Below are 24,824 nucleotides of genomic sequence, written 5' to 3' on the forward strand. Positions count from 1 at the left end.
AGGAAGGAAGCGCCACAGGCGTTCAACAGCTAACAGCCGAGATCACACCAATACGCTAAAAACCCCTCGATTGCGGGGTAAAGTGGGGGTGTTACAGCACCCCCACCCCTCCGGGCGCCGTCGAGCGCTCAAAAAGCAGGGCTTCGCCCCTGGCCCGTTCCGGCCCATCGCAAATGTGCGAGTGGATCGCCTCGCAGGCTGACACAGCGTGCCAATACAAGCAGAAGCGAGTGATCAGTGATGAGGGCTTGGGCGGCGCGGAGAAAACCGCCCGGCAGGATCTACTGAGGGGCCTTGCTGGCCGAAAGGCGGTTAACGAAATCGACCATCCGCTCGCCTGGTAGCGGCGAAATGGTACCTGCTGGATCTCCGATCGGCGCTGGCCGGGCTGAGCCTGCAGGTGATTTTGGTACCGGATCGTCGAGTAGATCACCCTGGCCGCACGCTTCGAGCAGAATTGCTGCGGCTGATCGTGCGCGCTCAAGGGTCTGTCGAAGAACGGCAATTTCGCGGTCACGGTCTTGAACATCACGCTTCAAGCAACGGACTTCGGCGGAGAGTTTAGGGGCATCTTCAGCAGCAGCCATGAATGCCTTGCTGGCAACTTTCTGGCCGTACTGGATCTTGAGGGAGTCGACGAGCGCGTCGTCTGCATCGAATTTGATCAGCATCTTTTTGGTACCTTTCCGTTTGACCAGGTTAGTGCCCCGGGGCGGGAAATGGTACCAAATCAAAACAGCACCGTGAATAGCTTTGGTACCGTTTCTTCCGAGCTCGAGCAGATCCAGGGCGAGAGATTGGTACCGTTTTGTGCTGCTGCAGATCCTGGCCGGCGCCGATCTGGAGGTGGCAGTGGTACCAAAACGGCCTCGCATAATACGTGGTGATGTTCAACCTGACCCTGACGGGTCTGCCGTGGCCTGCGGATAGTCCCACGGCACCGGTCAAACATAACCCCGAGCGGCCATTATGCGAACCTAAGTTCGGGCCTGTTCGTGAGTCACATCCCGGTTTTCATCGCTTGGGAGTCCTTCATTCGTACGTACGCCGTCGAAACAGGCGCGAGGCTTTACCTGGGCCCTGCGCCGGGCAAGCCTCGCTGAATCCCTACAGAATCAGGCTGCCGACCACGGCCAGTATGAATGCGATGGAGCCCAACAAGGTTTCCATCACCGTCCAGGTCTTGAGGGTGGTCTTCTCGTCCATTTCCAGGAAGCGACTGACCAGCCAGAACCCTGAGTCATTGACATGGGAGAGCACCGTCGCGCCGCCGGCGATCGCCACCACGATGAAGCACAGGTCGAACTCGCTGAGCCCCGGTGTCGCGGTAACCATCGGCGCTACCAGTGCCGCCGTGGTGGTCAGCGCCACGGTCGCGGAACCCTGGGCCACACGCAGTGCTGCAGAGATCACGAAGGCCGCGAGAATTACCGGCATGCCTGTATCCGAAAGCGTATCCGCCAGTGCATCGCCGATACCGCTGGTGCGCAGCACGCCACCGAACATGCCCCCTGCTCCTGTTACCAGGATGATCGAGCAGATCGGTCCAAGCGCGCCTTCACAGACCTTTTCGAGATGTTGGCGGGTGTGTCGGCCACTGAAAGCGATCAGCGCGAACAGTACGGTGATCAGCAATGCTACCGGCGTTTTACCGATCATGCGCAGGAACTGCACCCACGTGCTATTGCCGTCGACCGTGCCCATTACGCTGAGGGTATTGAGGCCGGTGTCTAGGAAGATCAACACCAGCGGCATCAGCAGAATGGTCAGCACCAGCCCGAATCGCGGCGGTGCCACGCTGGCATCGCGTTCCACATCGGTCAGAAAGCTGGCCGGCAGTTTGAGATTGAAGCGTTTGCCCGCCCACAGGCCGAACAGATAGGCACCGAAGTACCAGGTCGGCAGTGCGATGATTGTCCCGACGATGACCAGCAAACCGATGTTCGCGCCCAGCAACTCGGCGGCTGCCACAGGGCCGGGATGCGGCGGCACCAGCGCATGCATCGCAGCAAAAGCACCTGCGGCCGGCAACGCGTACGTCAGCGTCGAGCCGCCGAAGCGCTTGGCCACGCTGAAGATGATCGGCAGCATGACGATCAAGCCGGCGTCGAAGAAGATCGGGAAGCCGAACAGCAATGAAGCGACACCCAGGGCAAACGGTGCCCGGTGTTCGCCGAACTTGTTGATCAGCGTGTCTGCCAGCACCTGGGCGCCGCCGGTTATTTCCAGCAATCGGCCGATCATGGCGCCGAGGCCGACCAGCAAGGCTACAGCCGCCAGCGTGGTGCCGAACCCGCCAAGTAACGTTGGGACAATCTTGTCGAAGGGAATCTGCGTGGCCAGCGCGGTGAAGATACTCACCACCACGAGTGCCAGAAAAGCATGCAGACGAAAGCGGATGATCATCAGCAACAATAGGAGGACTGCGCCTGCCGCGATGGACAGAAGCGCCCCTGCGCCGAGGGTAGTGGTCACCTCATTCATGATGAGCGCCCTCCTCTGCGACTGCAGCCACTCGGCCAGACCGAGCACGATCATCTTTCAGGGACAGGTAACGGTGAGCTTGATGGATGGTTTTCATGTCGTCTCCACTTGTCTTTGTTATGGGAGAAGCGTGGTTGTGTTGCGCTATCTGCGCGTGTTATCGACCGGACGCGCGCCACCAGTCAGCGGCCTGCTGGCCGAGGGTGCCGATAGGCTGCGTGGCATCGAGGGTAAGCGTCGCGCGCTCGCCGTGGGGCGGTTCAAGAGTCGCGAACTGGCTGTCGATAAGGCTCGCCGGCATGAAGTGACCGGGGCGATCACCCACACGCCTGGCGGCTTCTTCACGGGTCAATTCGAGAAAGACGAAGCCCAGACCGGGCACGGCTTCGCGCAGCCGGTCACGGTATTTGCGCTTGAGTGAGGAGCAGGCCAGTAGCGGCCGATCATGGGTTTCGAGGGCGCTGGCCAGTTCCTGACCCAGACGAGTCAGCCAGTCGGCACGGTCCTCATCGGTGAGAGGAATGCCGGCGCTCATCTTCTCGATGTTGGCGGGTGGGTGAAACTGGTCACCTTCGATCAGGTAACCGCCGACCTTTTCGGCGATCGATTCTCCGACGCAGCTCTTGCCGCAGCCGGATACGCCCATGACGACCAGCGCGGTTATTGGGTTATGCATATCGCAACTCCAGCGGAAGACAGCGCTATCTTTGAGGGTCGTAGACTTCTGCAAGACGGCGGCTTCGAATGTTGTAAATGTTATTCGCCAGGTACTGCTGCTCGGGGCCAGGTACGCAATGCACGAGATTGCCAAGCCTTTGAGACAGCGCTACCTTAAACATCAATCACGGCCGATGACAACCCTGGCGATGAAATCTCCGACGCACAGCAGCTCCCGCACCCTTGGCATGCCCACGCTGGCGGAAGTCGCTGAACGTGCTGGGGTCTCCACCATCACTGCGTCCCGTGCATTGCGCGGCGTCGCCACGGTAGGTACGGATCTGGCGGATCGCGTGCGCAAGGCGGCCGACGAGTTGGGCTACGTGGCCAACCCTGCTGCACGCACCCTGGCGTCGGCGCGCAGCACATCGGTGGTGGTGCTCATCCCCTCCCTCTCCAACCAGTTGTTCATCGAGCCGCTGGATGCGATCCACGAGGTGATGCGCCCGCGTGGCATCGAAGTGCTGATTGGCGACTACCACTACTGTCGGGACGAAGAAGAGCGACTGGTGCGCAACTACCTGCCGTATCGGCCGATGGGCATGCTGTTGACCGGCTTCGACCGCACCGAGGGCACGCGGCATCTGCTCGGTGCCAGCCGCATTCCCTGTGTACACATGATGGAATTGAGCAGCGCACCGGGTATCGCCAGTGTCGGTTTCTCTCAGCAGGCCGCCGGTGAAGCCGTGGCGCAGCACCTGCTGCAACAGGGGCGCAAGCGGCTCGCCTACATCGCCGCTCAGTTGGACCCAAGGGTGATGCAGCGTGGCGAAGGATTCCGGCGCACGCTGCAGGCGGCCGGCGTCTATGACCCGGCGCTGGAGCTGTTGCACCCCCTGCCCTCATCCATCGGTTTGGGCGGTCAGTTGTTTCGCGAGTTGCTGCAGCGCCATCCGGATGTCGACGGCATTTTCTTCTGCAACGACGACCTTGCTCAGGGGGCACTGTTCGAGGCACAGCGTGGTGGCATCGCCATCCCCGGGCGTGTGGCGCTGGTCGGCTTCAACGACCTGCCGGCGTCCGCCCATACGGTGCCGAGGCTGTCGTCGATTCACACACCGCGCAGCGAAGTTGGCCGTGAAGCCGCGAATCTGCTGCTGAAGATGCTCGATGGCCGCCCTGCTGCGTCGAGCGTCGACCTCGGCTTCGAACTGCGGGTGCGTGAAAGCAGCTAGTCGAAGGAGCCATCGACTGCGGTCATCAAACCGCAATCGATTTCCGACATGCTTCGAACCTGACACAGGGATGTGTTCCCCAGAAAGAAGCCCGGTCAGATGCCGGGCTTCTTTCCTTCAGGGTTGCATCATTCCAGCGTCAGTGCGACACGGCCGCGATCCGGGCAGGCTTCCATGTAGCGGTGTGCTTCGACGAACGCCTCGAACGGGAAGGTCTTGTCGATGCGCGGCTTGAGCACACCTTCCGCGGTCAGCTTGTTGATGTGATCGAGTGCACGCTGTACCGCCGCGCAATCCTGTTCGATCCCCAGTTCCGAATGCCCGGTGAAGTCCAGCACGCAGTGACGGAAGAACTGCAGGTGCTTCTTGAACGCCGCGCAAGCCGGGAACGCGGCATCGTTGCCGCCATTGAGGCCGTAAAGAATCAGCTTGCCCCGGGTGGCGGCGACGTCGCCGAGCAGCTTGAGCTGCTGGCCGGCACAGTGGTCGAGGATCACTTCGGCGCCCTTGCCTTCGGTGTAGCGCTCGACCTCGAGCACCAGGTCCTGCTCTTCGGTGAAGATGATCTTGTCGGCGCCCAGCTCGCGGAGGAACTCGCGACTGTCCGGCACGCTGGTGGATACGATGACGTTAGCACCCAGCGCCTTGGCCAGTTGCACCGACTGCGGAGCCAGGCAATGGCAGGCCTCGGTGATCAGCACGTGCTGACCGGCCTTGAGCTTGGCCAGGTCGACCATCGCGAAGTAGGCGAACAGCAGGCCGGTGTAGTGCACGCTGGCTTCCGGTGGGCTGAGTACGTCCGGATAGCGGGTCAGCGCGAAGCGCGGTACGACCACACGGTCGCCCCAGGTCGGATAGCGGTTGGGGGTGCTGGCAGGAAATGCTGCAACCTGTGCGCCGACCTCGAGGTCATCAACGCCCTCGCCCACGGCTTCCACGATACCGGCCAGCTCCGAGCCGACACCTGAAGGCAATTTGGCTTCTTCCGAGGCCAGGTTCTGGCGCCACAGCACGTCGCCCCAGCTCACCCCGAGGGCCTGGACGCGCACCAGCACCTCCCCCGCTGCGGGGATGGGTGTCGGCAGTTCTTCGCACTGCAAAACGCTGGCGTCGCCAAACTTGTGGAAACGGATCATGCGGGACATCGTCAACCTCAAGTGATCGCGGATTGGTTATCCAATGGAATCGACTTTATCCGTGGATGTTCGCACACACCACCCGGCACCAGTGATAGTCGACATGCCTGCCAGTGATATAGGCTGCCAGAACGTGTGGATATAGCGATGGTACCGATGCCTTTCCCAATCCGCTCGAGTGCTCGTACTATTGGCGCACAAGGCTCTCACTAGCGTCCCGCTCTGGCAAGCCCGCACATTGGTACCTGGATGAACCGCAATGACCTGCGCCGTCTCGATCTCAACCTGCTGATCGTCTTCGAAACACTCATGCACGAACGCAGCGTGACCCGTGCGGCTGAAAAGCTGTTTCTCGGCCAGCCGGCAATCAGCGCCGCACTGGCGCGGCTGCGTACGCTGTTCGACGACCCGTTGTTCGTGCGCACCGGGCGCAGCATGGAACCCACAGCACGGGCGCAGGAAATCTTCGCCCTGCTCTCGCCGGCGCTGGATTCGATCTCGACGGCTGTGAGCCGCGCTTCGGAATTCGACCCCTCCACGAGTACCGCGGTATTCCGTGTCGGCCTGTCCGATGACGTCGAATTCGCCCTGCTTCCCGCCCTGCTCCGCCGTTTGCGCTCTGAAGCGCCCAATGTGGTGCTGGTGGTGCGCCGTGCCAACTACCTGCTGATGCCCAACCTGCTGGCCTCTGGGGAGATTTCGGTAGGCGTCAGCTACACCGAGGAGCTACCGGCCAACGCCAAGCGCAAGACCCTGCGCCGCAGCAAGCCGAAGCTGCTGCGTGCCGATGTCGTACCCGGACCGCTGACTCTGGACGACTACTGCGCTCGCCCACATGCCATGGTGTCTTTCGCGGGCGATCTCAATGGTTTCGTCGATGAACAACTGGCGCGCCTGAACCGCAGCCGCAAGGTGGTGCTCGCCGTGCCGCAGTTCAATGGCCTGGGCACCCTGCTGGCGGGCACCGACCTGATCGCTGTGGTGCCCGACTACACCGCCGCCACCCTCACCGCCGCCGGGGGGCTGCGCGCCGAGGATCCACCGTTCGAGAGCGAGGCCTTCGAGATGTCCATGGCCTGGCGCGGCGCTCAGGACAACGACCCGGCCGAGCGCTGGTTGCGCTCGCGGATTCAGATGTTTTTCGGCGACCCTGAAAGTCTTTAAGCGTCGTCACGTAGCCTGTTCATCCTGATCATTTCTGCTTTTTGATGGACCATGGACGTCCATGCACTTTCAGTGGATTGCTACGTTCGAAGGCATATTTGAGGGCATGCTTGGGATGGTTTGAGCGGATGCCCCCAGCCTCACGTACAACAAGCCCCCGTAGAAAACTCCCCCATTGCTCGCCGCAAGCACCGCTGAATGGAGGTAGGCCGAGGAGAGGCTCCCCTGCGCCCAAGCGTGTGAGCAACCCAGTGTTCCAGCGCAATAGTGGACAGATCAACCAACTGTACTGTGAAGTAGGAATACTCCGTCAAGTCCTTGTCTGGCGCCCATAGTGCAAACGGCATGTATAACACCTGGTTATCCATGTAGGAAAAATCCGAAGGATAAGTCGTCTATTTGGTCTTTACAGTGCGGCACCGGCGAATAAGAATGAACCCCTACTCACGCCACCACCCTGATTCATTCAACCTGAAAAATAATTTTCCGGAGAATACAGAATGGCCAGCGAAAATAACGCCACGAGAACTTCCACCGCCTATTCCTCGACATCGGTCAATCGTGCCCTCAACTTCAATCGCGATTACTTTCGCCTCAGGGATTACTATGAAACATGGTCTACTGATTATGACAACGATGTGTCAGAAGAGAACTATTGCGGTCCACTTGTAATCAGCGACCTGCTGACATCGCTTCTTGGCAACGCAGGCACAGACAACAGACACCTTCGTAGCGCTTTACGCATCATGGATGCCTGCTGCGGGACCGGACTGGTAGGGAAACAACTGACCCAGCGAGGTTTTAGCACTATAGAAGGTTGCGATCTGTCACCGGCGATGACACAGTTGGCGCGTCAGACCCAAGCGTATGGGGCGCTCTACGGCGGAGTGGATCTGACCGAACACAACACGTTAATTGCGGACGACTGGTATGACGCAACCTTGTGCTGCGGTGCGTTCATCGAGGGTCACTTGCCCATCGAAGCCATTCACGAACTTATTCGCATGACCGCCCCCGGCGGACTTTTACTGTTTAGCACGCGCTGCACATTCTATGAGGCAGAAAACTTCGCGGACCTGTTGGACAGTTTAGTCGCGGCAAAAAAACTATCCCCCCTACCGTCACTTATGAATGCTCCTTATTTAGATGAGGTACAGGCTCACTACCTAGCCTTTAGCATTGCCCGATAAGGGGACTGGAGCATGGAAGCCTTGAATCGCATTTCACTTGAAATGCTTGGGTCTATTGATACGCCGCGCGAAATACGACGCCTACGTGAAACCTGTATTAAGGACGGCTTCTTTTATTTAACCGATCACGGTATAAGTCCGCCGTTTATCGATCAGGCGTTTACTGCGGCGCGACAGTTCTTCGCGCTGCCGCTGGAGACCAAGAATCATTTTTCCCAAGACCACCAACAGGTCAGCCCCAGAACTTGCCGGGGTTATGTACATACTTTTGGCGAAACATTGCACGCCCCTACCGGTCCCGATTGTAAACAGCACTTCGACATGGGACGGGAGGCCGCACATTGCGAAAAACCTTTCACCGGTCCGAACTTGCTGCCCGACGAGCAAATAGCTCCCGGTTTCGCCAAGGCGATGCTGGCCCTGCAAGATCAAGTCATGCACCTGGTGGTGCCTCGATTATTACAAGGGCTGGCGCTTGCCCTGGGGTTGGACAAGCTGTTCTTCGAGCCCTTCTTTTCTGATCCGGTGCTGATCCAGCGTGCCCTGTACTACCCACCGCTGCACAGTGGCGCGGGCAAACACACGGACAACGGCATGTTCACCTTGCTGTTCCAAGAGGCCAGTGATGCCTGCGCGCTACGCGCCTTTTCCCAAGGACGCTGGATCGATGTGCCGCCTCGCGGGCACGAAGTGGTGATCAACCTGGGGGACATGCTGATGAAGTGGAGTAACGGCCTCTTTACCAGTACACCCCACCAAGTCATTCACCGTGCGAACAGTGGCAGGGTATCGCTGCCGTTTTTTGTGTACCCGAACGTGGACGCCAGGTTCAACCCTCTGGGCAGCGACCAGGTCGTGTCGTGCCAGCAAGTCATGCTTGAAAACTTCAACTCAATCTGGGTAACCGGCCAGGGTGCCGGCAGGGCACGCGAACTCGCTTGACCCCACCATCAAGAGGAATCGATATGCAAGCTGCCAAGCCGAAAGTCGGCTTCATCGGTACCGGCAACATGGGCCGTCCATTGATAGAGCGTCTGCTGAATGCGGGCTATGACGTCCAGGTCCATGATATCGACCCCGCGCATGCCGGCCCGGTGATCGAGTTGGGCGCTTTCTGGAAAGACACCCCTGCCCTGTGCGCGCACACATGCCAGATTGTGGTGACATGCCTGCCGCTACCGCACCACGTGCTGGAAAACATGACGGGCGAGCACGGCGCTCTGGCGGGAATGGCGGAAGGTACGGTCTGGATCGACACCTCCACCACCGACTATCACAACACCCGTCATATCGCTGAATTGGCCAGGCAAAAAAATATCTTCAGCCTGGAAGCGTCCGTCAGCAACCTGTCACATATGGGCGTGGATTTTGCCAATGTATGCTTCTACATCGGCGGAGATGAACGCGGCTACCAATTGAGCCAGGTCATGCTTGACACCATGGGACGCAAGTCTTTCTACGTGGGAGAGATCGGTGCCGGCCAATCGGTCAAACTGCTCACCAACTTGCTGTTCTACACCGCCACTGTGGTATGGGCCGAACTGCTGGTCATAGCCAGAGCCAACGATATTCCGCTGCACTGGTTCTGGGATTACGTGAAAGTCTCGCGGGGAAACTGCTTTGTCAGCAACCAACTGACCCCCTTCATATTCGACGCCAGCTACGATCATTCCTGCACGTTGGAAATCACCGTCAAGGACACCAGCCTCACCGAGGCATTGGCCGATGAACTGGGGGTGGCCATGCCGCTGGGACGCATCGTCGCGCAGCGCTACCACCAGGCAGGGACGCTGTTCGACAGCCAGGAAAATCACGTAAAGGTGGCCGTCATGAGCGAGCGGGAAAACGGACTATCCCTCACTCTGCCCGATTTTCATGCGCCTTCGCCCTATGGCGCCAACCGCGACTATCGCCACAGCGGCGCTGTGATTGAGGACCCCCTCGGCCGCATCACTCCGGCCCTGGCACCGACGTTTCAGTCGGGCCTTGTATTCACCGACGACAGCAAGATCAAGCTGGCCTCGCACCTGGTGGAATTCCTGGCCTGCATCAACAAGGTCATCCTCGACGAGGCCTGGCAAATCGGCCGCGCAATGGGTCTTTCGGACATGCTGATCGAGCAGGTGGTGAACTGGAGTTGCGGCCCCAGTTGGGTTGCCGAACACCTGGATAGCTATGAACCGTGCCTGGACAGTATCGCAGCGGTTGGCGAACTCCAGCAGGCGCTGCAACTGCCCGTCATCGAGCAAATTTTTCACCAATCGATTCTGGGCTTTCCATGCCCTGCCCGCGCAGCCGGGCAGGCGGTGCGGCAGGGAGCGGTCGCACCATGAAAATTACCTCCATCAAGGTCTACCAGCTGGATATACCGCTCAAGAACAAATACAGCCTCAGCGGAGGGCGACTGCACTATGACTCACTCGACTCCACCATCGTCCTGGTCACCACCGACAGCGGCCTGGTGGGCGTAGGCGAGAGTTGCCCTTGGGGCGCCACTTACTTGCCTGCTTACGCCAAAGGCGTGCGGGCCGGCATAGAGGAATTGGCGCCGCACCTGCTGGGTGAAAATCCACTGCACCTGGATCAGATCAATGCACGCATGGACGTGATGCTACCGGGTCACCCCTACGTGAAAGCGGCAATCGACCTGGCATGCTGGGACATCCTCGGCAAACACTGCCAACTGCCGGTATACGCATTGCTTGGCGGCCGGTTCCAGGCGTCGATAGCCTTGCAAAGCAGCATTCCCACCGACGATACAGAGCAGATGGCGGCCCATCTGGCCCTCGCTCGCAGCGAAGGTTATCGCACCCACTCCTGCAAGGTCGGCATCGGGGTGGAGGAGGATGTGGCTCAGATCCAGCGCCTGCTCGACCAGCGCCTGCCCGGAGAGGTCATCACCTTCGATGTCAATCGTGCCTGGACGGTTTCGGAGGCCGTCGCCGTAATGAACAGCGTGAAAGACCCCACAGTGTGCTTCGAACAGCCCTGCGAATCCTTGGAGCAGTGCCGAGCGGTGCGGGAACTGACACGCAACCCGATCATTCTGGATGAGTCCATCGTGACCCTTGGCGACCTGGTACAAGGCCAGCGCCAGAACATCGCCCAACTGATCGGGTTGAAGATTGGCCGCGTCGGAGGCCTGACCAAAGCCCGACAGCTTCGGGACTTCTGCATCTACCACGGCATCCGGATGAATATTGAAGACGTCGGCGGCACCCAGGTCAGTGACAGCGCCGTGATGCATCTGGCAGCTTCGACCCCTGGCCGTTTGCATCGTGCCAGCTGGAATTGCTGCCGACACCATGAGATACGCGTGGCCGAGGTGGATTTTGAAATCAACCAAGGCCGTGCCTACCTGCGTGACAGCCCAGGCCTGGGGCTGACGCTTGACTCCCGGCAGTTCGAGCACCCCGTCGCCCAGTACGGATAAATTGCACAGCCCTTCCAACTGATCCATGGAGGTTCCATGACCAGCGTCCCTTCTGCGTTGCACCTAGCTCGCGGGTTCGACATCGACCCTTTTGCTTCGTTTACCTTGCCTAACGAACATTACATCGACAACCAGTTGTTCGAACGGGAAATGGAAGCGGTATTTGCACGTACCTGGCAATACGTCTGCCACCTCTCCGCGCTGCCCAACGCGGGTGACTACCGAGTGCGTGACCTCGGTCGGCGAAGTGCGCTGGTGGTCCGGGACAAGGACGGTACGCTGCAGGCCTTTCATAATGTCTGCCAGCATCGCGCGCATCGATTGGTCGAGGGCAGCGGCCATGTGCCTGGGTTATTAACCTGCCCGTATCATGCCTGGGCCTACAACACCCGTGGACAGTTGATCAGCGCGCGTAAATCCGAGCATCTCAAGGACTTCAGCACGGATCAAGTTCAACTCAACCCGATACGCCTGGAGGTGTTCTGCGGTTTCATCTTCATCAACTTCGACTGGAATGCGCAGCCCATGCAGGTCCTGCTGCCCGGGCTCGACGCATCGATCCGAACCTTCTCGCCAGCCCCGGAAAAGCTGTTTCACGCCTACTCCAGGGAATACGGCGTGCAGTCCAACTGGAAGGTCTCTGTGGAAAATTACTCGGAGTGTTACCACTGCCCGATGTGCCATCCCACGCTCTCGACGGCAACCCTCGACCTGAAGAGTTATCACCTGGCGATCCACGAGCATTATCACGCACATATCAGCAGCGACAGTGGCGCCAACCAGGGCTATACGATGAAGCAAGACTCGGCCCGATCGCGCGAATTCGGCGCCTGGTACCTGTGGCCGAACTTTTGCCTGGAGGTCTATCCAGGAGGGTACATGAATGTGTTGCATCACCTGCCGGTCAGCGTGGACAAGACACTGCAGGTGGTTGAATGGTTTTGCACGGCGGCAACACCCTCCCGGGAAGAACAGGAGGTCATCGACTTCGTCGCCGTGATCCGTGAAGAAGATATTCCCTTGTGCGCCAGTGTGCAGCGCGGCCTAAACAGCGACGGCTACCAGCAAGGTCGCTTTATCGTTGACCCGGCACTGGGGGCCAACAGCGAACATGCCGTGCACGACATTCAGAAAAAGACCCTGGCCGCGCTGGGGCTGCTGCACACGGACCATGAGGCGTCAGTCTCCGAACGATGAATTCAACCATTCCAACACGTGGCGAACCGACGGGCTCAGGGTTTCATCACGCCATTTGTAAACGCTCAGGGCTTCAGGGAGGTGTATCGATTCTGAAAAAGGCCGTACCAGGTCACCACTGGCGAGCATCTTTTCACTGGTCCGACGCCACCCAAGGGCAAAACCCAGGCCTTCGACACACGCCTGCATCATGACCGGATAACTGTCATAGAACTTACCCTTGAATTCTCCGGGCCTGACGTGAAACTCCCCCAGCCAGTCGCTCCAGGTGCTCCAGTACTGAGGCGTGGCGACGTGATGCAGCAAAGGCAGATCCACCAAGGTTCTTAAGGTCAGTGGGTGATCGCCCAACGAGGCCAGGTAGCCGGGACTGCACACAGGAAACACGTCATCACTCAAGGTCAACAGCCGGGTGTGATCACCGGATGGGCGCCCCGAGGTTTGGATGGCGATATCGAATTTTTCCGCTGTTTCGGTAATCGGTTGGATGGATGCATTGAGGCGAACTTCCAGGTCAGGGTACTTCCTGTGCAAATGCGTGATATTGGGCATCAACCAATAAAAGGCTTCGCACAATTGAACCTCCAGCACAATTTCACTGTTGTCTCGTCCTGACTTCAGATCTTCGGCGCGTGAAGCAATGCCCAGGAACGCCGTGCGCACCGCGTCGCGAAACTCGGCGCCCGCCTCGGTCAGAAATACGGCGCGGTTTTTACGCGTAAATAACGCGACGCCAAGGAATTCTTCCAAGGATCGTATCTGTTTACTGATTGCAGCCTGGGTGAGATGCAACTCATCCGAGGCTTTGGAAAAGCTTTCCAGACGCGCCGCGGCTTCAAAGGGAACCAGGCTGGAAAGTGGGGGCAGTGAGCGTTTGAAGTTATCCATAATTTTCATTCCTCCTGCGTAACCATAAGTCACTTTAAATGCAATACGAGCTCAACCAGAATCCTCCAGGTCAATCACATCAGGATCCATCATGTCTGCAACCACAACCGTTACCGCCGCTGAAAACCGACAAAGCATCCTCATCGTCGTAGGTTCGGTGTTCCTGTTGTCAGTGTCAGACGCTCTTATCAAGGCCAGCAGCGCCGAGACATCGATGTGGCAGCTCTACGTGATTCGCTCGATCCTGGCCATCGGCATGCTCGTCGCCTTGTTGATGTACCGCCGCGGCACAACGCAGCAACGGCCGCTTTCCCCCTTGTGGATAGGGACAAGAAGCCTGCTGCTCGCCCTGATGTGGATCGCCTTTTACAGCGCCCTGCCCTTCATCAGCCTGACCATAGCCGCATTGGCAATCTATACGACACCTTTGTTTATCGCTTTGTTCTCGGCCGTCACCTTGGACGAGCATGTTACACCGCGCAAATGGGTGGCCATTCTGGTGGGGTTCGCCGGGGTGCTGGTCACGCTTGCGCCCAGTCAGGCTGAATTCAACTTATGGACACTGCTGCCCGTGCTCGCTGCGATTTTCTATGCCCTCGCCGCGGTCGTGACCAAGGGCAAGTGCGCCAATGAAGTGCCGATGCACCTGGCCCTGGCGCTGAACATCGTCCTGTTGTTGATGGGGGTGGTAGGCAGCATTGTCGTCGCACAGACCGGCCCTCACCTGCCGGCCAACGAGGGCCTGCGATTTCTGGTGGGCGGCTGGTCACCAATGGCGATCAGCGACTGGGGCGTGATGGTCGTGCTGGCGATTCTAATGGTCTTGGTCAGTACCGGCATCGCCCGAGCCTATCAAATCGGCGAGACCTCGATCATCGGCGCATTCGATTACACCTACCTGATCTTCGCGATTGCCTGGGGGGCGTTGCTGTTCAATGAAGTGCTCAATGGCCGGACCGCGGCCGGTCTGGCCCTTATCCTGATTTCAGGCTTCATCTTGCTGAAAAAGCCCACCGCCACGCGCTGAACGCTTCACATGCACAGGCCTTAACAAGGAGCTGTTTATGCTGACGTCACCTGATTCCCTGCCCAATGTGATTCTGTGGGCGGTTTCCCGCAGCCGCTCTACCGCTTTCGAGCGGGCCGTGATGCAGCATCCGGACGTCAGGGTGTTGCACGAAAGGCTCTCCGAGCCTTTTCTGGCCAGGCATTTTCCGGAAAAACATGCGCTGATTGAGCGCACCCGCCGGATCAATAACGGACCGCCCGGCATTCCCGGTTACGCCGAGGCGATGGCGTTGCTCGGCGAACGTCCAGCACGACCGCACCGCTTGCAATTCTCCAAGGAGATTGCTTACTTCGTCGACTTCGACTCGATTGATAGCACGTGGCTGACGCAATTCAGACATGTGTTCCTGATCCGCCAGCCGCGGGATGTGATGCGCTCGCTGTATCGCGTCAGCCAGAGCGGTGGCACCACCTATTTCGATGCGGATGAATCCGGCTTCGATGAGCTGGCTCGTATCCATGAGCGGGTGCTCGAACAGTGTGATGCCAGTCAGGTGCTGTACCTGGACAGTGATGAGGACCTGATGGGTGATACGCGAGGCACTTTGGCGCGCTTTTGTGATTTCGCCGGTATCGACTTTTCGCCTCGCCTGTTGAGCTGGGCACCGGAAAAGGTCGAACAATGGCAATTTTTCCAAGGCTGGCATGACGATGCCGAGCGCTCTTGCGGTTTCGCGCACGTCGCGCATCCCGAAATCACGTTTCCGGAGGCCGTCGAATGTACGGCTCGGGACAAGCAACCCCTCTACAACTTTTTCCATCTGGCAGCCGCCTGGCAACGCGTGCCCGCCACGAACGATCACCTTGCCTGCCTTCATGAACCGGCGGAGGCACATCTGCGCGTGCTGTTGCTGGCATCGACGAGGCAGCAGCACCTGCGTGCGTTGCAATGGGCAGCGCAATTGCCTGGCAACTATGCCGTTTGGCTATGGAGCAGCCCCGCAGCCTGCCATTTCGACGCAATCATCCGCGAAATCGAGCAGTTGCAGGACCTGCCCCTAGTGACGCTGACGACCTCTGGAGACCCCGTATCGCTTGAATTCGTGCGCCGTCTGAGTCATCGCCAGCTGTGCCTGATCTGCCCCGACAGCCCGCAGGCACGCCACACCGAGGTCAAGCTGATCATTGTCGATCCAGATAACCCGGCGATGGATCAAGTCGGCCCACGGATTGCCCAGTACCAGCGGGCGGCAGCTCAACACAGTCTCGAGCAGCAGATCAGGACCCAGCGCCTCAACGCCCCAGCCCACACAACAACGCCCTCCTGGCACATGCAGCTGCGTGAGTTGCTGCGCGATGCCCCGGACAGCACGGTCGCAGCCAGCCCTCAACGAAGCCTGAGCGCCCGCGATCTGAATGCCCAGGCGTGCACGCTGGCCGAGCGGCTTTTGCACAGTTGCCCGCACGGCGGGTGGGTGGCTATCCGCCTGGACAAAGACCTGCGCACGCTGGTGACCATGACCGCCTGCAGCCTGCTGCGCTGGCCTTACCTGGACATCCCGCAGTGGTACGGCACCGACGCGACCGCGAACGTACTGGCGAAACTCGATCCAGTGGTCGTGGTGGGCGATACGCTTACTCTCCAATCCCTGGCAGGTCGTTATCGCACACTGCTGCTGGACCACCTGCCGGAGCGCTGCGACGCTGCGCCAGAACTTCGGCCGCAGCCATTCGGTGATGTGGCCTATGGCTTGCTGACCTCCGGTACGACGGGTATGGCAAAGGTCGTCACAATTGGCGAACACGGTCGCCTCGATTCACTCGCCTTCTGGCGTCAGCATATCCGCCGCGGTGATCGCATCGGCCTCAATGCCTGGATGACCGGCTATGTCTACTACCCCATCTTCAGCGGCGCGGTGGCCTGCTTGATTCCGGACGCCATGGTGCTGGATCCCCACGCCCTCACAGGTTTTATCCAGGACAGTCGTCTCTCTCAATTGATGATCACCCCTAGTCTGGTGGCAGGCCTGCTGCAAAACGAACAGGCATTCCAGCAGGCGTTTGCCAACGTGCATACCCTGTGGCTGAGCGGCGAGCCGCTATCTGACGTAATTCGCGAACAGCTCAGGCATTGCCTGCCCGACTGCCAGGTACTCGACCTGTATGGCTCAAACGAAGCCGGGGACGTTGCCCTGGTCGGCCCGGAAGGCCGCCTGCACTTCACCCCCGGCACCGAAGCCTGCGTGCTGGACTCGACACTACAGTGCGTTCGCCTGGGCAGCCCTGGCGAACTCTACGTGCACACCCAGGGACTCACGCCGGGTTATCTGAAGGACGATACGGCCGACCAGGCGGCATTCGTATCCAACCCGCTGGCGCCGACCCGGCCGGACCTGGCCCCGCAGCTGCTGCGCACCGGTGATAGGGTGCGACTCACCGAAAGCGGAAATATCCACCTGCTGGGCCGCAGCAGCACGCATCTGAAATTGCGCGGGTTCAAGGTATTCAGCACCGATGTGGAACGCATCCTGGTTGCTCATCCCGAAGTACACACGGCCTTAGTCACCACGCGCGGCGACGGGCTAGACCTGCAACTGGTGGCCTTTGTCGCCCCAGCGGATGCCGAACACCCGCCCCATGCCAACACGCTGCGGCAATGGGCGAGTCAACACTTGCCGGCCTTCAGCGTTCCGGTGGCCTATTTCCTGACCCCATCGATCCCGGCTGGCGCCAGCCAGAAGCGCCTGGGTGCAGACATACTGCTGCAATTGCCTCTGGTTCCTCTACCGGATGAGGAACCGCCACTCACGCCGCTGCAATCTCGGGTCGCTGCCTTATGGGGCGATTGCCTGAACCTTCAGGGTGTGACTCTGGGCCCCGACAGTGACTTCCTCGACATGGGCGGCAGCCTGTTGCTGTTGGAATTGATAAACCTGATCAACCGGACTTTCCGTTTAGATCTATCCGTTGCCGACATCACCCACGACGCTACCCTGGCGGGCATTACGCAGCTGATCGCGCGTAAGCTTCAAGGCGAGCCCGTCCTGGAGGTCCCCTTCTCTGTCGAAACCGAAACCGAGCTTTACCTGTCCAGGCTGAAAGCGCCTGTTTCGCATGTGCCTCCACGCGAGGCACGGCGGACGATACTGGTTACAGGGGCCACGGGGCACCTGGGACGGATGATCGTGCGCCACCTGCAACAGGCAGCGGGGGTGGAACGCATTCTGTGCCTGGTGCGGGCCGAAGACACGGCTCACGCACAGCAACGAGTTGCGGATCTTGGGCCAGTGGAGGCTGTGGTTGCGAACCTGAGCCAGCCCGGGCTAGGCCTGTCACCCGAGGATTACCGTCGATTGTCTTCGGAGGTCGACTGCATCATTCATTGCGGTGCCGAGGTCAACTGGCTCAAGCGTTATGAACGCCTGGCCGAGACTAACGTAGGCGGCGTCCTGGAAGTGCTGCGTCTGGCTGCCATGGGCGGTGCCGGCGTTGTCATCGCCTCCACCTTGCCTGAAACGGTTCCGACCACCGGCTACAACCGAACCAAGCTGGTTGCCGAACGCGTGGCGATACGGTTCCGTGAGCAGACCGGCATAGATCTGAACATCCTGAGATGCGGGGACATCAGCGCCCCCATCCAGGCCAATGCCTGCGACCGCATCAACCCCGACGACTATGTCGGACTAATGATTCGTAGCTGTCTTGCTCTCAAGGCCTGGCCGGCGGAAAGCGACTGGTCACTGAATCTCACGCCGGTGGATCATGTCGCACAGATCTTCGTGCACTGTGCCCTCGGCGAATCGACGACGCACTCGACGTCAATCCACCACCTTTACAACCCAGAGAGCACCCGCTGGGAACAGATCTGCAGTTGGATCCAGACACTCTTGGGGACGGACCGGTTCACCGCTCTCCCCCTCGCTCAATGGCGCGTCAGACTCGAAGCCCAGGCACCCGGCAACGCAGTGCTCCAGCGCACGTTGCTGATCCTTCCAATGATCATCGAAGACTTCAAACACTTCAGCCATCCGGCCCCGTTGCAAATCGCGCAGCTGAAATGCCCGGTGATCGATGCCGAATGGACGCAGCAGTACCTCACGGCACTCAACCTGTACACAGGAGAGACCCCATGACACAGACTACCACCGGATGGGCGGCTCATAGCCCTGGCTCGCCATTGGAGCCCTTTACGTACCCCCGCCCGGATCCTGGCCCCAATGAAGTCGAGATCCGGGTCACCCATTGCGGCGCCTGCACGAGCGACCTGCATTTGATCGAAGGAAACTGGGGAGAAGCCTCTCAATACCCGCAAGTGTGTGGTCATGAGGTGGTCGGAAAAGTAGTCCGCAGCGGGTCCTCGGTAACGGGGCTCGTCGCGGGGCAACGGGTTGGTGTCGGCTGGTACAAGGGGGCATGCCTCGCGTGCGAATGGTGCCTGAAGGGTGAAGAGCAGCATTGCCCAAAGGGGGTGCCTACCTGCAGCGATGGGCACCGAGGAGGTTTCGCGGACTTTTTGACCTGCGACTCACGGTTCGTATTCCCCATCCCCGATGCCATGCCCTCAGCCATGGCGGCGCCATTGTTTTGTGCGGGACAGACGGTGTTTACCGCACTGCTGCGTGGCACTCGTCCGGACATGCGGGTCGGCGTGCTGGGCATCGGGGGGCTGGGTCACCTGGCCATTCAGTTCGCCGCCAAGTTCGGCTGCTCCGTGACCGCGCTGTCGAGCTCTGAAGACAAGAAATCCCAAGCCATGGAATTGGGTGCTAGCCACTTCTACACCCTGGACCCGGACACGCTGAAAGCCCAGGAAAACACCCTGGATTTCCTGTTGGTGACGGCCTCCAACGATCAGGACTGGGCGAGCGCCATCGCCTTGCTGCGGCCGCGCGGCACCCTGTGCTTTGCAGGCATGCCCAACCCGGTGACCCTGGACATCGCGGCGATGACCTACAAAACCCTGATGGTTTCCACCGCCAACGTTGGCGGGCGCCACGACATGCTGCAGATGCTGGCGTTTGCCAGCGAGCACCGTGTCTGGCCCCTGGTCGAAACCTTCCCGGCGACAGCAATCAACCAGGCCCTGGATGCGCTGCGCAACAACCAAGTACGTTATCGCGCCGTCGTTGAGTTCTGACCCACACAAGCTCCACGGAGATACCTCATGCCTTCTTCGCTGGCACTACCGCCAACCGTCCCGGTGCATTCGGACCTGGTCTCCCACCCCTTCGAGATCGGGCGTCAGGAGCATTCCGATTTGAAGGGCCACCGTTCGCTCCTGTTGTGGTTCACCGGCATGTCCGGGGCGGGCAAGTCGTGCATCGCAAACCGGGTCCAGGCCAACCTGCACGAGCATCAATTGCATACGTGCCTGTTGGACGGTGACCGGCTTCGTCAGGGCCTGACCGCCGACCTGGGCTTTGCCGATGACGATCGCAAGGAAAACATCAGGCGTACCGCCGAGGTGGGCAGACTGATGGTGGATGCGGGCGTGATCACCTTGGTGTGCCTGATCTCACCGTTCGAACAAGAGCGTCGCGTGGCCAGAGCGCTCTTCGCCCCCGACGATTTCATCGAAATATTCATTGATGCGCCGCTGGCAGTCCTGGAGCGACGTGACCCAAAAGGGTTGTATGCCAAGGCGCGTAAGGGCCTGATCAAGAATTTCACCGGTATCGACTCCCCCTATGAACGGCCTCTATCCCCCGACATCTTGATCGATAGCGCAACGACCTCTGTCGAGCAGGCCGCCCACACCATCGAAGCATTCCTGCACAACCGTCGGTTCTGGAACTGACCGTTACATTCATCACGGGGCAACCATTATGAAGACGCTGGTTATCGTCGGTGCCGGCTTCAGCGGTGTGGCCGCTGCGGCACAGATTCTGCGCAGCGCAGGTACCAAACTGCGCATAATATTGGTCAATCGTACGCGGGTCATGGCGCGAGGGCTGGCCTACGGCACCAACAGCCCCCTCCACCTATTGAACGCCAACGTTGGAAAAATGAGTGCGCTGGATGATGATCCCGAAGACTTTTTGAGGTTCTGCAAAAGCCGGCATCTCAACGTCGAGTCTACCTCGTACGTCAGTCGCAGCCTGTATGGCAACTACTTGAACGATGTCCTCGACCGCGCTGAACGATTAAATCCTGGCGTGCAGTTGTCACGGATTGTCGCGGAGGTCATACAGGTGCAACCCTGCGGCGACGGCGCCCGGCTCACGCTGTCGGATGGGTGTACCCTCGAGGCGGATCATGTGGTCCTCGCCTTTGGCAACTTCCCTCCCGCCGACTGCTGCAACTTGAACAAGACCCTACATCCGCAGACCTACGCGCATGATCCCTGGAGTCCTCCCCTATGTCTGGCGTCCGATCCAGACACCGCGGTGCTATTGATCGGCTCCGGCTTGACAGCGGTCGACCTGGCGCTGCAGCTGGTTCAAAAAGGCCATCGCGGCCCAATCCATTTACTCTCTCGGCGCGGGCTCTTGCCCCTGGGCCACCCACCGGAGGCCATTGCCCCCCTTTGCGCCCCTGTGCACCTGGGACGCGGCTCACCTCGACAGCTGATGGCGACACTGCGCAAGCGGGTCAAGGAACACCAGCGCCGAGGAGGCGATTGGCGAGCCGTGGTCGACAGCTTACGTCCGTGGGTACAAAAACTCTGGGGCGCGATGGATACCCCGCAGCAGCGACAATTTCTACGACATGTGCAACCTTGGTGGGACGTCCACCGTCATCGTTTGGCACCCGCCACTTTCGAACATTTTCAACATCTTCTGGAAAGTGGACAACTGGCCGTTCATGCCGGCAGGTTGAGCAATGTGGCGCTGCTGGGCAAAAGCTTGATTGTGGACTTTAAACGGCGCAGCGGTCAGGCCACTGAATCGCTCAAGGTCAGCCGCATCATCAATTGCACCGGCCCCAACCTTGACATCCGGCGAGTCGATACCCCCTTGGTCAACCACTTGCTGGAGCAAGGGCTTCTCAGCGCCGCCCCGAGTGGCTTCGGGATACTTGTGGACGAGCAATTGCGCGTGTTGGATCAGCAGCATCAACCGATACCTTGGCTTAGCTATGTGGGGCCCATGCTCAAGGCGCAGTATTGGGAAGCCACCGCCGTCCCTGAGCTTCGGCGCTTTTCGTTCAAATTAGCCACGCGCATGGCCACCCTGCTGACAGATCTACCGGTTAGCAGTGGGCAAGATTCCAGGTTGCGCGTGACGCCTCAAGGTGAACCAGGTGTTGCCACTGACCTAAAAAGCACTCCACATGCTGCAGGGTGAACGTAGCGCTGTCGGCAACTGCCATGGAGGCGGTCCGGCTCCCGGCCATCCCTGCGCGAAAGTACATTGAAGACCCCACCGTGCTACCTCGATATCGTCAGAGCGTCATTCGTGAACGCTCATATACGGCACGCGAGTGGGGGCAAAACTGGGGGCATATCTGGAATTTTTCTGCCTGAAAGTATTGCTCTAGAGCCCAGTCAAAATGTTTTTTGGGGATCCTGACAGTCTCTAGGCGCCGTCGCGCAGGCTGTTTAGCTGATCATTTCTGCCTTTCATTGGACTGCCCCCGATCTGATTCGCCGCGAGCCGCATCCAGAGGCGATTTGACCGATACCGCGTTTGTCAAATTCTGCTGCATGTAGGCCAGAAAGCGGCGCTGGAACAGCATCGTGTGCTCATGCGCGGCTTGTTCAGCGGCATCGGCGTTACCTGCAGCGATGGCATCGATGATCACATCGTGGTCACGGCCCAGGCGCGTGGTGGTGCTGGCCGTGCTGATGATGTAGTCGAAGTGCAGGTGCAGCAGTCGCTGGCCTTCACCCAGCAGTTTCTCGTAGTAACTGATGAAATAAGGGTTCTTGCCCGCCTCGGCGATGGCGATAAGGCGCGGCGTGCTCATTGCCATAGCAGCCTGCGCGCTTGCGCGGTGAATGTCGTGTTGACGGGCTACAGGCATCTGCCTGGGGGCGAGCATCGGCCCATGATCACGCCGGTATTCAAAAGCCCGCAAAGACCCTTCTACCCCAAACATTGAAAGTCCAATCGACCCTCGACGAATGGTCGAATGACAATCATTCTATATTGACCGACGGTCAGTCATTGGCTATGGTTGCGCGCTCATTTTCCATCGACCTGAAGGCCGCAATGACCAGCTCCGTCCATCTGGCTTCAAGCTCATGCGCATCACACTGCAAGCTGCGCTCTATCTTTCAGCGCTACACCGTCATGGCGACGACCGTGCTGGCGATCAGCACGGGTGGCGCCCATGGGGAGCAAGCGCAGCCGGGGGCCCAGCAAGGCGATGCGAGTTCGGATGACTCCCAGGGCGCCTACACCCTGCCTGCGCTCAACGTCACAGGAGATAGCCTGGCAACGGAGCGCAATGGCGCGGTCAACGGCTATGTCGCCGAGGCCTCGCGGGTCGGCACCAAAACCGACACGTCGATCCTGGAGACGCCGCAATCGATCTCGGTGGTGACCCGTCAGCAGATGGATCTGCAACGGCCGGCCAGCACCAGCACGGCGTTGCGTTACACCGCAGGTGCTACGAGCGAGAAATTTGGCGGGTTTGGCGACTACATCGATTTGACGCGAATTCGCGGCGTCGATGCGGACTACTACCTGGATGGGCTGAGAATCATCAGTAACGCTGGCAGCTGGTTGCCGCAAATCGATCCCTACACCCTGGAACGTGTCGAAGTGCTGCGCGGCCCCTCCGCATCGATCTATGGCCAAGGCACTGGCGGTGGCATCGTCAACCAGGTCAGCCGTAAACCTCAGGCCGAGGCAGTCCATGACCTGAACGTCCAGTACGGCAGTTTCGAGCGCAAACAGATCGGCTTCGACACCACTGGGGCGGTCAACCAAGACCAGACCCTGCTCTACCGTTTTACCGCGAGCGGGCTGGACAGCAACGGCCAGGTCGAAGACGTGCACCACGAGCGTCTGTACCTGGCGCCTTCGTTGACCTGGTTGCCAGACGAGCGCACCTCATGGACCTTGATGGCGACCCATTCCCGCGAGCCGGACCTGCCCAACTACAACAGCCTTCCGGCAGCGGTACTGGGGCTGAACAACAGCCCTTATCCGCAGATCAACCGTCGCAGAAACTTCACCGACATGAATTTCGAAGGCTCTTCACGCCGACAGAATTCGCTGAGCTCGCTGTTTGAACATGAGCTCGCCGACGGCTGGACCTTCACCAGCAATGCCCGCTACATGTACATCGACTCGGACCTGCAGCGGGGCATTGTCTACGGGTATCAGGCGGTTGATGGCAGGCCGCAGCTCAAGGGCACCTACGAGCAGACATCGGCGCAGGTGAACACCTTGTCCCTGGACAACAACCTGCGCGGCGACATTGAACTTGGCGCCACGACGCATACCGTCCTGGCCGGGATCGACTATTCGAAAGGGACTGTAAAGAACGACCTGTACAGCGTGGGTCCTGTGCTGTTCGATCCTTACGGTTCCAACTATCGACCCAACATCACCCCCGACTTCACAGCAAGCCGTGCAGCGCCATGGCGGGTCAAGCAAGCCTTCACCCGAGAAGGGCTGTACCTGCAGGATCAGATTGCCTACGGCCACTGGCGCCTGACGCTCAGCGCGCGACATGACTGGTCGAAAACCGATGACCAGACCCACAGCTATTCCGCGACATCGCGCACCACCCGCCAGTACGACAAGAAGTGGAGCGGCCGCGCAGGGCTGAGTTACCAGTTCGATGCGGGAATCGCGCCCTATGTCAGCTACTCCACCTCCTTCGACCCATTGCTGGGCACCGACTACAAGGGCGATACGTTCATCCCCGTGGAGTCCAGGCAGTCCGAAGTGGGCGTCAAGTACCACCCGCATAACTCGAAGACGTTGATGAGTGCCGCGGTCTTCCAGCTCAACCAGACCAACGTCAAGACCAGCGATGCCGACCACCTTGGCTTCAGCAACCAGGCTGGAGAGGTACGTACCCGTGGCCTGGACCTTCAGGCCACAACCGAAATCGCTGAAAACACCAACCTGATCGCCAGCTACACCTACCTCGACAATGCGCTGATCAAGGACAGCCGCTACCAGGGCAAGCAACTGGTGCAGACACCTGAGCACAGCGCTGCGGTGTGGCTGGACTATCTGATTGGCAGTGGGCCCCTCGCCGGTCTTCAGTTGGGCAGCGGGGTTCGCTACTTGGGTGAAACCTATGGTGATCCCTCCAACACGTTCAAGGTGCCTGACGCCACGCTGGTGGATATGGCGCTGAACTACGACCTGGGGCGCCTGCTTGGCGAATGGAAAGGTTCGGCGCTCGCGCTCAATGTGAGCAACCTTGCCAACAAACAGTACGTGGCCAGTTGCAGTTCGCAGATGTACTGCTTCATCGGGCAGGATCGTACGGTCACCGCAACCCTGAACTACCGGTGGTGAGCGCC

At 59.6% G+C, this 24,824-nt stretch carries 19 protein-coding genes; 13 read left to right on the forward strand and 6 right to left on the reverse strand.

All coding sequences use genetic code 11. From position 1 onward, the window contains the following. Nucleotides 1-281: 281 nt before the first annotated feature. The 3 genes from BLR94_RS27230 to BLR94_RS16520 form a co-directional block, all read right to left on the reverse strand. On the reverse strand, nt 282-671 hold the full coding sequence (locus tag BLR94_RS27230; RefSeq protein WP_139207463.1) for a hypothetical protein: 390 nt from the start codon (nt 669-671) through the stop codon (nt 282-284). Between the two features lie 436 nt (nt 672-1,107). Continuing rightward, entirely contained in the window at nt 1,108-2,484 is a 1,377-nt protein-coding gene (locus BLR94_RS16515) for a GntP family permease (protein WP_084307406.1), read from the reverse strand. A 157-nt stretch (nt 2,485-2,641) separates the two neighbouring features. Further along, complete coding sequence (locus BLR94_RS16520; protein WP_084307392.1) at nt 2,642-3,160, reverse strand: gluconokinase; 519 nt, start codon at nt 3,158-3,160, stop codon at nt 2,642-2,644. Between the two features lie 190 nt (nt 3,161-3,350). Between BLR94_RS16520 and gntR the strand changes: the two genes are divergently transcribed. Continuing rightward, a complete protein-coding gene (gene gntR, locus BLR94_RS16525) occupies nt 3,351-4,376 on the forward strand; it encodes an HTH-type transcriptional regulator GntR (RefSeq protein WP_084307405.1) in 1,026 nt (341 codons plus the stop codon). Nucleotides 4,377-4,504: 128 nt separating this feature from the next. On the opposite strand, the gene BLR94_RS16530 is transcribed toward gntR, so the two are convergent. Further along, nucleotides 4,505-5,521, reverse strand: coding sequence for a zinc-dependent alcohol dehydrogenase family protein (locus tag BLR94_RS16530; protein WP_084307391.1), 1,017 nt, complete (start codon nt 5,519-5,521; stop codon nt 4,505-4,507). 240 nt (nt 5,522-5,761) lie between these two features. On the opposite strand from BLR94_RS16530, the gene BLR94_RS16535 reads away from it, so the two are divergent. The 6 genes from BLR94_RS16535 to BLR94_RS16560 all read left to right on the forward strand — a co-directional run bounded on the left by BLR94_RS16535 (nt 5,762) and on the right by BLR94_RS16560 (nt 12,496). Beyond that, nucleotides 5,762-6,676, forward strand: coding sequence for a LysR family transcriptional regulator (locus tag BLR94_RS16535; RefSeq protein ID WP_084307390.1), 915 nt, complete (start codon nt 5,762-5,764; stop codon nt 6,674-6,676). A gap of 500 nt (nt 6,677-7,176) precedes the next feature. After that, nucleotides 7,177-7,866: a class I SAM-dependent DNA methyltransferase gene (locus tag BLR94_RS16540; RefSeq protein WP_084307389.1), complete on the forward strand. Its 690-nt coding sequence runs from the start codon at nt 7,177-7,179 to the stop codon at nt 7,864-7,866. 12 nt (nt 7,867-7,878) lie between these two features. Beyond that, on the forward strand, nt 7,879-8,808 hold the full coding sequence (locus BLR94_RS16545) for a 2-oxoglutarate and iron-dependent oxygenase domain-containing protein (protein ID WP_175154243.1): 930 nt from the start codon (nt 7,879-7,881) through the stop codon (nt 8,806-8,808). Nucleotides 8,809-8,831: 23 nt separating this feature from the next. Further along, nucleotides 8,832-10,199, forward strand: a complete 1,368-nt coding sequence (locus tag BLR94_RS16550; RefSeq protein ID WP_084307388.1) for an NAD(P)-dependent oxidoreductase — start codon at nt 8,832-8,834, stop codon at nt 10,197-10,199. Next, complete coding sequence (locus BLR94_RS16555) at nt 10,196-11,299, forward strand: mandelate racemase/muconate lactonizing enzyme family protein (RefSeq protein ID WP_084307387.1); 1,104 nt, start codon at nt 10,196-10,198, stop codon at nt 11,297-11,299. Before BLR94_RS16550 ends, BLR94_RS16555 begins: the two co-directional genes overlap by 4 nt. Before the next feature lie 36 nt (nt 11,300-11,335). Continuing rightward, nucleotides 11,336-12,496 carry an aromatic ring-hydroxylating oxygenase subunit alpha gene (locus tag BLR94_RS16560; protein WP_084307386.1) on the forward strand — a complete coding sequence of 387 codons (1,161 nt, stop codon included), beginning with the start codon at nt 11,336-11,338 and terminating at the stop codon, nt 12,494-12,496. On the opposite strand, the gene BLR94_RS16565 is transcribed toward BLR94_RS16560, so the two are convergent. Continuing rightward, on the reverse strand, nt 12,479-13,384 hold the full coding sequence (locus BLR94_RS16565) for a LysR substrate-binding domain-containing protein (protein ID WP_084307403.1): 906 nt from the start codon (nt 13,382-13,384) through the stop codon (nt 12,479-12,481). The two genes, BLR94_RS16560 and BLR94_RS16565, sit on opposite strands and share 18 nt — an antisense overlap. Nucleotides 13,385-13,475: 91 nt before the next feature. Here BLR94_RS16565 and BLR94_RS16570 point away from each other — a divergent pair, with 91 nt between their 5' ends. The 5 genes from BLR94_RS16570 to BLR94_RS16590 are packed head-to-tail and all read left to right on the forward strand — an operon-like array spanning nt 13,476 to nt 21,678. Next, nucleotides 13,476-14,411 (forward strand): DMT family transporter, encoded by a 936-nt coding sequence (locus BLR94_RS16570; RefSeq protein WP_084307385.1) that lies wholly within the window; start codon nt 13,476-13,478, stop codon nt 14,409-14,411. Between the two features lie 37 nt (nt 14,412-14,448). Continuing rightward, the gene (locus BLR94_RS16575) at nt 14,449-18,525 is read left to right on the forward strand and encodes an SDR family oxidoreductase (RefSeq protein ID WP_084307384.1); all 4,077 of its coding nucleotides are present in this window, start codon (nt 14,449-14,451) and stop codon (nt 18,523-18,525) included. Beyond that, entirely contained in the window at nt 18,522-19,529 is a 1,008-nt protein-coding gene (locus BLR94_RS16580) for an NAD(P)-dependent alcohol dehydrogenase (RefSeq protein WP_167359768.1), read from the forward strand. The genes BLR94_RS16575 and BLR94_RS16580 overlap by 4 nt, the downstream gene beginning before the upstream one ends. A 27-nt stretch (nt 19,530-19,556) precedes the next feature. Further along, nucleotides 19,557-20,189, forward strand: a complete 633-nt coding sequence (gene cysC / locus BLR94_RS16585; protein ID WP_279615870.1) for an adenylyl-sulfate kinase — start codon at nt 19,557-19,559, stop codon at nt 20,187-20,189. Nucleotides 20,190-20,217: 28 nt separating this feature from the next. Beyond that, nucleotides 20,218-21,678, forward strand: coding sequence for an FAD/NAD(P)-binding protein (locus BLR94_RS16590; protein ID WP_084307382.1), 1,461 nt, complete (start codon nt 20,218-20,220; stop codon nt 21,676-21,678). Nucleotides 21,679-21,940: 262 nt separating this feature from the next. Here BLR94_RS16590 and BLR94_RS16595 read toward each other — a convergent pair whose 3' ends face one another. Beyond that, a complete protein-coding gene (locus BLR94_RS16595) occupies nt 21,941-22,432 on the reverse strand; it encodes an FCD domain-containing protein (protein ID WP_244158208.1) in 492 nt (163 codons plus the stop codon). A 194-nt stretch (nt 22,433-22,626) separates the two neighbouring features. Here BLR94_RS16595 and BLR94_RS16600 point away from each other — a divergent pair, with 194 nt between their 5' ends. Continuing rightward, complete coding sequence (locus BLR94_RS16600; protein ID WP_090423727.1) at nt 22,627-24,819, forward strand: TonB-dependent siderophore receptor; 2,193 nt, start codon at nt 22,627-22,629, stop codon at nt 24,817-24,819. Nucleotides 24,820-24,824 lie beyond the last annotated feature (5 nt).

Origin of the sequence: Phytopseudomonas flavescens (assembly GCF_900100535.1) — a bacterium.
Taxonomy (GTDB): Bacteria; Pseudomonadota; Gammaproteobacteria; order Pseudomonadales; family Pseudomonadaceae; genus Aquipseudomonas; species Aquipseudomonas flavescens.

Bases quoted from the DNA above. Each gene is read 5' to 3' on its own strand.
- BLR94_RS16565 (WP_084307403.1), bottom strand. From the start codon at position 13,384: ATGGATAACTTCAAACGCTCACTGCCCCCACTTTCCAGCCTGGTTCCC.
- BLR94_RS16535 (WP_084307390.1), top strand. From the start codon at position 5,762: ATGAACCGCAATGACCTGCGCCGTCTCGATCTCAACCTGCTGATCGTC.
- BLR94_RS16520 (WP_084307392.1), bottom strand. From the start codon at position 3,160: ATGCATAACCCAATAACCGCGCTGGTCGTCATGGGCGTATCCGGCTGC.
- BLR94_RS16540 (WP_084307389.1), top strand. From the start codon at position 7,177: ATGGCCAGCGAAAATAACGCCACGAGAACTTCCACCGCCTATTCCTCG.
- BLR94_RS16555 (WP_084307387.1), top strand. From the start codon at position 10,196: ATGAAAATTACCTCCATCAAGGTCTACCAGCTGGATATACCGCTCAAG.
- BLR94_RS16545 (WP_175154243.1), top strand. From the start codon at position 7,879: ATGGAAGCCTTGAATCGCATTTCACTTGAAATGCTTGGGTCTATTGAT.
- BLR94_RS16515 (WP_084307406.1), bottom strand. From the start codon at position 2,484: ATGAATGAGGTGACCACTACCCTCGGCGCAGGGGCGCTTCTGTCCATC.
- BLR94_RS16590 (WP_084307382.1), top strand. From the start codon at position 20,218: ATGAAGACGCTGGTTATCGTCGGTGCCGGCTTCAGCGGTGTGGCCGCT.
- BLR94_RS27230 (WP_139207463.1), bottom strand. From the start codon at position 671: ATGCTGATCAAATTCGATGCAGACGACGCGCTCGTCGACTCCCTCAAG.
- BLR94_RS16570 (WP_084307385.1), top strand. From the start codon at position 13,476: ATGTCTGCAACCACAACCGTTACCGCCGCTGAAAACCGACAAAGCATC.
- BLR94_RS16580 (WP_167359768.1), top strand. From the start codon at position 18,522: ATGACACAGACTACCACCGGATGGGCGGCTCATAGCCCTGGCTCGCCA.
- BLR94_RS16575 (WP_084307384.1), top strand. From the start codon at position 14,449: ATGCTGACGTCACCTGATTCCCTGCCCAATGTGATTCTGTGGGCGGTT.
- BLR94_RS16530 (WP_084307391.1), bottom strand. From the start codon at position 5,521: ATGTCCCGCATGATCCGTTTCCACAAGTTTGGCGACGCCAGCGTTTTG.
- BLR94_RS16595 (WP_244158208.1), bottom strand. From the start codon at position 22,432: ATGTTTGGGGTAGAAGGGTCTTTGCGGGCTTTTGAATACCGGCGTGAT.
- BLR94_RS16600 (WP_090423727.1), top strand. From the start codon at position 22,627: ATGGCGACGACCGTGCTGGCGATCAGCACGGGTGGCGCCCATGGGGAG.
- gntR (WP_084307405.1), top strand. From the start codon at position 3,351: ATGAAATCTCCGACGCACAGCAGCTCCCGCACCCTTGGCATGCCCACG.
- cysC (WP_279615870.1), top strand. From the start codon at position 19,557: ATGCCTTCTTCGCTGGCACTACCGCCAACCGTCCCGGTGCATTCGGAC.
- BLR94_RS16560 (WP_084307386.1), top strand. From the start codon at position 11,336: ATGACCAGCGTCCCTTCTGCGTTGCACCTAGCTCGCGGGTTCGACATC.
- BLR94_RS16550 (WP_084307388.1), top strand. From the start codon at position 8,832: ATGCAAGCTGCCAAGCCGAAAGTCGGCTTCATCGGTACCGGCAACATG.